Raw genomic sequence first — 7,694 nt, forward strand, 5'->3', positions numbered from 1 at the left:
GTGGGCTCATAGGGTTGTGACGATGAGTCGCTGTTGTGGATCACCGGTGGTCGTGGGGGTTCTTGCCAGCCGGTGCTTAACGCTGTGACTCCGGGGCGAAGGCGGTACGGCGGTCCGGTGGGGGCGGTCTTGTGCCGCATAATCCTCAGGTGTCCGAAACTCCCGTCCCAATACCGTCGGGCTCTGTTCCGGCAGGTACGCCCGCCTGGTCGTCCACCGATGCCGCCCTATGGGCCCGGGCCCGCCCCGCATCCTGGGCCAGGCCCATGTGGTCAGTGCCGGCGCTGCTGATCACCGTTGTATGGGCGATCGCGGTGGAACCGGTGCCGTCGTGCAGCGATGCGGCGCCCTGCGGCCCGGACTGGGGCGGCATGGCGGAAGTGGGTCTGGCCGTCGGGCTGTTGTACTGGCTCGCCCGGCTTCCGGAGCTCACGCTGATCGCAGCGCCCGCGCTGGCGGCCATGGTGGCGTGGGGAGAGCTGCCGGGCGCCGGCCGGATGTCCCAGGTCGCGAACTTCGCCGTGATCGGGGCCCTGGGCTTCGGCTGGGCCGCGGCCCGCGAGCGGCTGGCAGCCCGGTCCAGGCAGCGGCGGCTCGTGGAACGGGCCGCCGGAGTGCGGCATCGGTTGCCGGAGCCCGCCAGCCCACTCGTGCGAGGCAGGCTCCCGCTCGCCGCCGGGCTGGTCCTGTGCGCCGTGGCCGCCGGTGCGGTCCTCTTGGGGCTGAGCGGCATCCGCGCGGACGAGCGGCACGCGGACCGGGCCGTGCACATCACGGCGACGGTGATCCGCCGCGGCGAGGAGACAGTGCGCGTCCGCACCGATGACGAACGGCGCATCACCGTCGACGCGTTCTACCCCGAGGACTACGGCGTCGGCAGCACGGTGACCGTGCTGGAGGACGGCTCGTGGCGACGCCTGGTGGCGGAGCCGTACGACGCCTTCGGCTGGCAGCTGCTGGTCCTGGCGGCCGGGCTGCCCGGGCTCTCTTTCCTCACGGTGGGTGTCCTCGCCCGCCGCCGTGCCGTGGCGCTGCGCCGCGCACCGGTGCCGGCCCTGCGCGTGCTGGAACGCACGGACTATGAAGGACGTACCTGGGTCTACGCGGCCGACGACACCGCCGGCCAGAGCGCGCTCTTCACCTGTCTCTGCGCGGGGACGCTCCCCGATGACGACGAGCTGGTGGACCGCATCGAAGACGAAGACGAAGCCGAGGACGAGGAGGAATTGCCCGTCGACACGTGGTTGCACGAAGCGGTCCTGCTCGGCGCCCCCTACGAAGGCGGCGAACTGGTCCTCGTCACGACGGACCGGGCGGGGGACCCGATCGTGATCCGCACCGTCGGCCCGGTCCGGCTCCCTCGAACCGGCAAGAAGCCCCTTCTGGGAGCCACTGCCCTCACGGGTACCGACCCCGACACCTCGGATCCGCAGCGGCGGGCCCGGATCGACCGCATCGCCGCCACCCTGGCGCCCACCGGTCGCCCGGTGCGCTGGGGGCCGGGCCCTGTGGCCCGAACCGCCGGACTGGCCCTCACCGCGGGCGTGGCGGCCGGAATCTCCTTCGCCGCACACTCCCTCGCGACGGACGGCTTCGACTGGCACATCCTCCTCCCCCTGCTTTCACTGCCGATGTGGATCCACTTCCCGGCCGTCCTCCTCAACTGGCGTGCCACCGCGGACAGCACCGGTCTGTGGCTGACCGGAGCCTGGACCGTACGGCACGTCCCATGGGAACGGCTGCGGGCAGCCGAGTACACCGACGAGGGCAGCGTAGAGATACGCCGGTCGGACGGCCGCACCTGGCATCTGACGGGGCTGGGGGAGCCGCGCCTCGAACGACGACTGCGACTGCGCCCGTCGTACGTCCGCATGGCCGAGGAGGTCACAGCCCTGCACGCCCACCCGGAACTGCGGCCCGCGGAACCGAGCCCACCGAGCGACCACGGCCTGCCACTGGGTCCCGTCCTGCTCCTTCTTGTCGGCCTCGCCGTCACGGCCGTGCTCATCACGTGAGCACGAAACGTGCACCGAACGTCACCCGAGCTGTGCCGGAACCTCTGGAACGCCCCCCCTATTACCTCATCCCGGCAACCCGGGGCCCGGCGGGCGTTGAGCGCCGCGCTGCGCCGGGCCCGTGCGGAGAAGGCCGGCCGCCAGGTCGTGCCGCAGTGCCTGGAGCAGACGGCGTGAGCGGCGACGGGTCAGACGCTGGCCTCCGGCCGCACGTGTCCTCACCGGTCGCGGGCACGGTCTGGTCGTCGTCGAAAGCCCAGAGCGCGCGCCCAAGGTGATACATGGCGACCACCCCGGCCGTCGGGCGGCTCCGGCGTCCGCATCACGGGGCTGGTGGTGACCCCGCCGGACGAGACGAAGTCGGTCACCCTCGACTGGCCGGGCGCCGACACGCTGCCCGTCACGGACGGCTCCGGCTCCCAAGTGAAGGTCGGCCCGATGGGGAGCGCCGGTCGGGGCGGCTGACCCGCACGTCCCAGGTACTCAGCCGCACCGCGCCGCTGCCCGAGCACCGCCAGTGCGGAATGCAAAGCTCCCTCCAGCCCCCAACACGCTGAACCTGACAGAGAAGGTGACCCGGAAGGCGAGGGCATCCGCGCCGCCTCCATCGGGCAGCTGTCCGTCGTCTACGTGATCAACCGCCTCACCCGGCACCTGTCCGTCCTGGACGTCTGGATCGGATAGTCACCTGGTGACAACGCCTCGCCCCCCGGCATCGCAGCTGCCGGGGGGCGAGGCGATTCCAGTGTCGCAGGGGTCAGTGGGAGCAGTGCGTGCAGGAGGAGGTGCCGGCGAACGCACGGTCCGCCACGGCGTCATCGCGGCCGGTGAGATGCGCGGCCGCGTCCAGCGAGGCAGACAGCGGACGGCGCGTGACAGTGCGGAACTGGTAGGGCTTGTCCGTGGTGATGTACCGGTCAGCCGACGCGGCGTACGTTCCGGGCTTCTTCCGGTAGAGATCGTCGGCTCGGCTTGCACGGCGCCATCGCGCCTCGCTGCCTCCCCACTTCTCCTCTGCCTCCGCTGCGCTCATGCGGGTTGCTTCGCCGATGACCTCCCAGCTGGTCCCCCGGACCCGCTCAGCGATCACCGCAGCCGTCACGAACGTGCTCTCCACCGAGGACTCCAGGCTCGCCGCCTGACGCACGTAGTCGCCTGGCCTGCGCCAGATCCTCACCCACCATCTGCGCGAACTGCCCATAGCCCGCCGCACGATTTTCGGCTGACCCCACCATCGCGATCCTGGCGATGTCGGAGTCGGTGAAGCTGTCGACCGGCAACTCTTCCGACGCCGACGCTCCCGAGGTCGTCGGCCGGGCCGTCCGGGACACCGCGGCGCACCTGGTACGGGTCACGGGCCGGAACGACACGGAACGCGTGGCGGCGGAGCTCGGTGACGAGTTCTTCCGCCGGGTCGACGAGGGCGCGCCCCTGCGCCCCGGCGCCCAGCGGCTGTTGTCGCAGCTGGAGGACCAGGGCGTCCCCTTCGCCCTGGTGAGCGCCTCCCCGAGAACGGTGGTCGACTCGGTGGCCCGGGGAGCGCTGGCGCATGTGCCGTTCGCGTTCACCCTCTCGGCCGACGACACCGTACGCACCAAGCCCCACCCGGACCCCTACCGGGCCGCGGCGGAGCGTTTCGGGGTGCCCCCGGCGGCGTGTGTTGCCGTCGAGGACTCACCGGACGGCGCCGCCTCGGCCGAGGCGGCGGGCTGCGCACTCCTCGTGGTGCCCTCCCTGCTTCCCGTACCGCCCTCGCCACGACGGATCTTCGCCGACAGCCTCGCCGGAATCGACGCGGCGGACCTGCGCCGCTACGTGGAAGCTGGACTGCAGGAGGGCTGAGGGCGGGGCGGCAGTGTCGCGGGCCGTGCACGCGGTGATGTGGGACGGCGGGTCACGCCTCGGATTTCGCCGGATTGGCCGAGGCCGGTTCCGGTGTTGCGGGGGCGGGCGCGGCGGGGCGGCGCGTGGTTCCCAGGTGCCAGAAGAGGGTCAGAGCTGTGACGCCAGCGGCCGCCGGCCCCAGTTCGGCCGGGGCAAGCCCGAGCCACTCCTGCGCCAGTCCGCCGAGTCCGCCGCCGAGGGCGATCCCGATGTAGAGCGCGGAGGAGTTGAGGCCGAGAAGGACCGGCGCGGCGGCGGGGCTGAGTGAGTATCCGGCGATAGCCAAGGGCCCGGATCACACGATCCGGTGAACCGCTGAACTGCGGATACCGCTGGCTACTCCCTGCGGGCGACATGTTGTCAGTTCCGGTTCCTACCGTCCGTTCCGTGACCACTTCACCGCGCCGCCCCTGGTGGCGCGCCTGCCGAGGGGCGGTTCCCGCATGAGCCTCAAGACCGGAGTCGACAACCCCCACAGCCCGCTGCGCCGGTTCCTGGACCGCGAACTGTCCGCCGGCGCCAAGCCGCTGCGGGAGCCGGCACCGAGGGTGGCACCGCCGGGACAGCGATCGACACCCGGCTGCGCCTCGCCTTCACCACGGCCGCAACCGTGGACCTGGCCGCCGCCCTCGGCATCGAACAGACCGGCTGCGACTATCAAAGCGCGGGCCTGCGGATGCGCGCCGTCGGCAACGAGCTCGCCGCGCGGCTGACGCACACCGTCCACGCCCTGGACCTCGCCAACCGTGACACCCCCATCGACCGCGCCCACGATGAGGAGGAGGACCTGGCCCGCCTCCTCATCGCCGCGGCCTGGTATCAGGTCCTCACCCGCAATCCCGTCGGGTTCGAACACACCCCGCTGTATCTCGCCGCGCGCGAGGACTCCGGCTCCTTCACGCTCGACCGTCTCCTGCAGCTCCCGCACCGCGACCTGGTGGCCGCCGTCGTAGCCCAGCTCCACCAGGCCGTGGACGGCCCCCTGGTCTCCCTGCGTGCCCGCACCCGGCCCGAGGACTGCACGCCCGGCCCCATGTTCCCCGAAGCGCGGATTACCGCCGACGCCGATCTCGTGGTCGACGGACTCCTCATCGACTTCAAGAGCGACAAGCACCCGCACCGCTTCCCCAAGGCGAGCGCCTGGCAACTCCTCGGCTACCTGCTGCTCGACACCGCTGACCACTACCGGATCGACACGGTCGGCTTCTACTTTTCCCGGTCCGCCGTCCTCGCTGGCTGCCGTGCCGACTCAGAGCCGTACACCCCGGAAGACGAGGACTGCGTCCGGCGGCTGCTCCAGAACCTGGCTCCGGTCATCGAGGCTGGCCACTGCCCCACCTGCGCCCAGCCGCTGTCCGAGTCCACCCGTCGTCCACGCAAGTTCTGCAACGCCCGGTGCCGCAGCCGCGACCAGGCCATGCGCCGCAAGGGCCTCCTCCCTGGCGGCCCCGTTCTGGCTTTGCCACGCCCGCTGTCGCGTGCTGGCGAACCTGGACAGATTGCCAACGAAGTTGGACCGCATGTCACGCGCGCGACTCGTGGCGAGATGACGGTGATCAGGTGGCTGGATACCGTGTATCGCTGCGGGTTGCCAAGCCCGTACCGTCCGCTATATGTGCTGCTCGGAGGCCGTCCGCGGCTAGTCTGGCGGCACCCTGGATCTCGTAAGGGGAAGCGCATGGCAACTGGCATCGTGAAGTGGTTCAACGCGGAAAAGGGCTTCGGCTTCATCCAGCAGGACGATGGCGGCCCGGACGTGTTCGTCCACTTCTCCGCGATCCAGACGACCGGCTTCAAAGAGCTGGCCGAAGGCCAGAAGGTCGAGTACGACGTCACCCAGGGCCCCAAGGGACCGCAGGCCGAGCAGGTCATTCCCCAATAGCTGGCGACCGGACCGGCGGGCCATCCCGGACTCACGTGATCTGCTGTCAGACCATGTGAGAGCCGATCACGTCTGGAGACCTGCCGCTCTGCCTCCTGGCTTCTTGTAGTCCAACTTCGTTGGCAATCGGTCCAGGTTCGCCGGCACAGGACACCCGCGAAAGGAGCGCCTGGAGCCCGCCGAAGGCTGGCAGGCTGTGAGCCTCACACCCCATTTCCGCAGGTAGGCGGGGTGAGCTGTGAGGGTGTGAGCCTGTGAGGCGGACCTCGCGCCCGCGCTTCCGCACACCCTGGTCCGGCCCGCGGGCGCGGAGGACGATGGAGTCATGGGCGAGCACGACCAGGACCAGGGCGACGTCGCCGAACCGGTGCGGCCGCCGCTGACGGCTGCGCAAGCCCGGGAGGTGACGGCGGGGCTGCGCGAGGCGATGGCTGACGTCCGGCGCTCCGTGGCGTTGCTCGCCGCGCGGGTCCGCGACGCGCACGCCGCCCGCGTCTGGCTCCCCCTGGGTTTCACCTCTTGGGAGGCGTACTGCGACGCGGAGTTCGGCATCAGCCGCACGCAGGCGTACCGGCTGCTCGACGTCGCCCGCGCCCTGGGCGCCATCCAGGCCGCGGTCACCGCTGGGACCGACCCGTCTCGCACGCGAGACACCGACCCGGCTGCGGCCGCGCTCGACTACGACCTGTCCCAGCGCGCCCTGATCGCTGTCTCCGGCCGTGCGGGCGACGTCGCGGAGCCCTGATCACCCGCCGACTCGCCACGCTCGCCCACAGCGGCCTCCACGCCCTCGATGAGCCGACGGTGCGCGCGGTGGTCCGCCAGGCCGTCCGCGACGTCCGCACCGCCCCCGCCGCCCGACGATCCGCCGGCGGATCCCGCGCTCGCAGTGCTGCGCCGCGTCGTCGACGACCTCGCCGCCAGCACGCACGCGATCGGGGAACTGCTGCTCGAAGTCGCCCCGGCATACCTCTCCGACACTGCGGCCGCCGACATCCTCGCCCTGTTCTGCAACGACATCGGGATCGAACTCGACCACAGCCTGGCGGCCCGTCGCTACGCCCTGTCCGGGGACCGCCGCGCCCTGCACGGCACCGTCCTGTGACCGCTGCTGCCCCGTGGCTCCTGTGAGCCACACAGCCGGTCTTCCCAGGTGGGCGGGTGCGGCGTGGGGTGTGAGGCGAGGGCCTGCGGCGGCGGGGTGCCGCTGCTCCTGGTCGTGCTGCTCGCCGTTGGTGGGCAGCAGGGTTGTCGCTCGATGACTCGGGGTGGTTGGTGACCGTCGCCGCGGTGGTGCTGCTCGTGGTCCTGGTGGTGGTCGTCGGGTGGCAGCAGGGCGGTGTCGTGGGGGCAGCGCAGCATTTGCATGGTCCAGGCGGCACACGGGTGCTGCACGGGTCGCAGGCCGACCCCGGCCGGTGCAACACGATCAGCTGCTGCACGCTGCTCGGGCCGTGCTGCCCACGGCCGGCCCTTGCTGCTCCGCGACAGCCAGCAGGGCCGTGAACTCGGCCCCGGCGGCTGCATGACATCGCAGATCTGCGATGTTCCGCGCGAGATCCATGCAGAGCTGCTGCATGGATCAGCCACGGTCCGCGCGGCCGCGGTTTGTTCTGGAGGAGCAGAAGGAAGTTGTGAGCCTCACAACTCATTTGCGCAGGTAGACACATTGCGCAGCAAGGCTGTGAGGGTGTGAGACGGAGCTCGCGGCTGCACTCTCCTACGTTCCGGCCGCGGGCTCTACCGGGCCGCCACGCGGCGCTTCCCCGCCCCGGCCTTGGCGGTTCGGGACGGCCTGGGGGAGGCTGGAGAGGGGCTCAGGAGGCCGTCATGCGCGTCCAGGACATCCGGATCGGCGAGACCTACCAGGTCAAGGTCCCCCAGCGACTGCCGCCGGCCCTCCGCCACCGTAT

The 7,694-nt window shown here is 71.2% G+C and carries 7 protein-coding genes and 1 pseudogene; 6 read left to right on the forward strand and 2 right to left on the reverse strand.

Features of this window, described 5'->3' with window-relative positions; translation table 11 throughout:
* The first annotated feature begins 266 nt into the window (after positions 1 to 266).
* Positions 267 to 2,015, forward strand: a complete 1,749-nt coding sequence (locus ACIPEK_RS41785; RefSeq protein ID WP_402007508.1) for a hypothetical protein — start codon at positions 267 to 269, stop codon at positions 2,013 to 2,015.
* A gap of 288 nt (positions 2,016 to 2,303) precedes the next feature.
* Positions 2,304 to 2,480, forward strand: a pseudogene (locus tag ACIPEK_RS41790) (DUF4232 domain-containing protein); the annotation flags it as partial.
* Positions 2,481 to 2,772: 292 nt separating this feature from the next.
* Here the strand turns inward: ACIPEK_RS41790 and ACIPEK_RS41795 are convergent.
* On the reverse strand, positions 2,773 to 3,132 hold the full coding sequence (locus ACIPEK_RS41795; RefSeq protein ID WP_402007510.1) for a hypothetical protein: 360 nt from the start codon (positions 3,130 to 3,132) through the stop codon (positions 2,773 to 2,775).
* Between the two features lie 131 nt (positions 3,133 to 3,263).
* Between ACIPEK_RS41795 and ACIPEK_RS41800 the strand changes: the two genes are divergently transcribed.
* Positions 3,264 to 3,857: an HAD family hydrolase gene (locus ACIPEK_RS41800; protein ID WP_402007511.1), complete on the forward strand. Its 594-nt coding sequence runs from the start codon at positions 3,264 to 3,266 to the stop codon at positions 3,855 to 3,857.
* A 52-nt stretch (positions 3,858 to 3,909) separates the two neighbouring features.
* Here the strand turns inward: ACIPEK_RS41800 and ACIPEK_RS41805 are convergent, their stop codons facing one another.
* Positions 3,910 to 4,185, reverse strand: a complete 276-nt coding sequence (locus ACIPEK_RS41805; protein ID WP_402007513.1) for a hypothetical protein — start codon at positions 4,183 to 4,185, stop codon at positions 3,910 to 3,912.
* A gap of 1,392 nt (positions 4,186 to 5,577) precedes the next feature.
* Between ACIPEK_RS41805 and ACIPEK_RS41810 the strand changes: the two genes are divergently transcribed.
* The 3 genes from ACIPEK_RS41810 (at position 5,578) to ACIPEK_RS41820 (ending at position 6,886) form a co-directional block, all read left to right on the forward strand.
* Positions 5,578 to 5,781 carry a cold-shock protein gene (locus tag ACIPEK_RS41810; protein ID WP_402007525.1) on the forward strand — a complete coding sequence of 68 codons (204 nt, stop codon included), beginning with the start codon at positions 5,578 to 5,580 and terminating at the stop codon, positions 5,779 to 5,781.
* Positions 5,782 to 6,106: 325 nt separating this feature from the next.
* Positions 6,107 to 6,526, forward strand: a complete 420-nt coding sequence (locus ACIPEK_RS41815) for a hypothetical protein (RefSeq protein ID WP_402007515.1) — start codon at positions 6,107 to 6,109, stop codon at positions 6,524 to 6,526.
* Between the two features lie 48 nt (positions 6,527 to 6,574).
* Positions 6,575 to 6,886, forward strand: coding sequence for a hypothetical protein (locus tag ACIPEK_RS41820; RefSeq protein WP_402007517.1), 312 nt, complete (start codon positions 6,575 to 6,577; stop codon positions 6,884 to 6,886).
* Positions 6,887 to 7,694: the final 808 nt, after the last annotated feature.

This window comes from Streptomyces sp. NPDC088246 (assembly GCF_044741025.1).
GTDB lineage: Bacteria > Actinomycetota > Actinomycetes > Streptomycetales > Streptomycetaceae > Streptomyces.